Origin of the sequence: Acinetobacter sp. YH12201, from assembly GCF_013418145.1 — a bacterium.
In the GTDB taxonomy this organism is placed as follows: Bacteria; Pseudomonadota; Gammaproteobacteria; order Pseudomonadales; family Moraxellaceae; genus Acinetobacter.
This window is the reverse complement of the sequence record NZ_VPCP01000182.1, coordinates 1-1,240: the sequence shown is the minus strand read 5'-3', so window position 1 is coordinate 1,240 and position 1,240 is coordinate 1. Positions and strand designations below refer to the sequence as shown.

The 1,240-nt window shown below is 34.2% G+C and carries 3 protein-coding genes; 1 reads left to right on the top strand and 2 read right to left on the bottom strand.

What is annotated here, in order from left to right:
• Positions 1-91: 91 nt before the first annotated feature.
• Together FTU91_RS16425 and tnpA are read right to left on the bottom strand one after the other, a co-directional pair.
• On the bottom strand, positions 92-292 hold the full coding sequence (locus FTU91_RS16425; protein WP_180082862.1) for a hypothetical protein: 201 nt from the start codon (positions 290-292) through the stop codon (positions 92-94).
• A 360-nt stretch (positions 293-652) separates the two neighbouring features.
• Positions 653-1,051: an IS200/IS605 family transposase gene (tnpA, locus tag FTU91_RS16420; RefSeq protein WP_180044628.1), complete on the bottom strand. Its 399-nt coding sequence runs from the start codon at positions 1,049-1,051 to the stop codon at positions 653-655.
• 101 nt (positions 1,052-1,152) lie between these two features.
• Between tnpA and FTU91_RS16415 the strand changes: the two genes are divergently transcribed.
• Positions 1,153-1,240, top strand: an 88-nt coding sequence (locus FTU91_RS16415) for a helix-turn-helix domain-containing protein (protein ID WP_257221780.1), incomplete at its 3' end; no start/stop codon positions are given.

Below are 1,240 nucleotides of genomic sequence, written 5' to 3'. Positions count from 1 at the left end.
ATAACACAGAAGATTTCTGTAAAATCAAACATGGTGGTTAGAGTCTTTGGTTTGTGTAGTAACTTTCTAAATGGCTCTAACCATCTTTTTTTCAAGCGGTTTTCTTATCCGTAATTCGGGTTATATAGGTTTGTAAAGTATACAAAGACAAATCGATTTCTTGTGAACTACTGCTCACGCTTTTTTCAAGCAGTGATGTTAAATTTTCTACACCAGTCCGAGCTTCAGCTTCTGCGTGCTCACGTGCAGTGTGCAAGGTATAGGCCAATAAGCTGATCATAAAAATATTCATGATCACTACAGTAAAGACAAGAAGGATAAAAATAGATTTGTTTTTGATAGGCATATTCCCTCTGTGATCCCAATGCAGTACCCCAAAATATAATCTTTTGGGGTTAACTGAATAGATTAAAAATCATTCAAAAATTACCATAATCTAACACACAATAATATTGACTCTCTTGCTTAAATCAAAAAATACATTTTTTATAATTCCGAGCAATTTTGTATAGTAATCATCAGTGAATAAGTTCAGGACATAAACGGGGGATCTTATCTCAGGAAAGCCCGCTTAGCGTAACTTAGCTATATCTATCTTAAAGTGAAAGAGGACTCCACCCGACAGTCAGAGTGGAGGTGAATTTCACAGATTTTAACCTTGTTGGTTTTGAATGTACTTTTTAATAATATCCAAAGGCGCACCACCACACGACCCTGAAAAGTAAGATCGTGACCATAAAACAGGCTTGGCATAGCTACCACGTAAATCTAAAAATTCATTCCTCATTCTTCTGCTTGTTACAGATTTTAAATTATTCACAAATTTACTGAGTTGAACTGTCGGTGGGTATTGAATAAGCATGTGAACATGATCTGCTTCACCATTACACTCTTTTAATTCTGCATCAAATTCTTTACATATATCATATACACACTCAATAAAATATTTATGGTGTAACTCACCTAAAATTTTCTTCCTGTACTTTGTAATAAATACCAAGTGTACGTGTAAATTAAAGGATGAATTGCGGTTTTTATATATTTCTGTCATTGATCGGGTGTTTATTTGGTGATAGTGTTATACATATATTACTACATGCACACTCATTGATAAAAATCAACAAAGCATACAAATTTAGGCTTTAGCCTAATCTGGAACAGGAGCTTGTTTTAAACAAGTTGCTTGGCTCTGCACGTTTTGTTTGGAATCAGGTTTTAGCCATTTCATTTGAAATGCTTG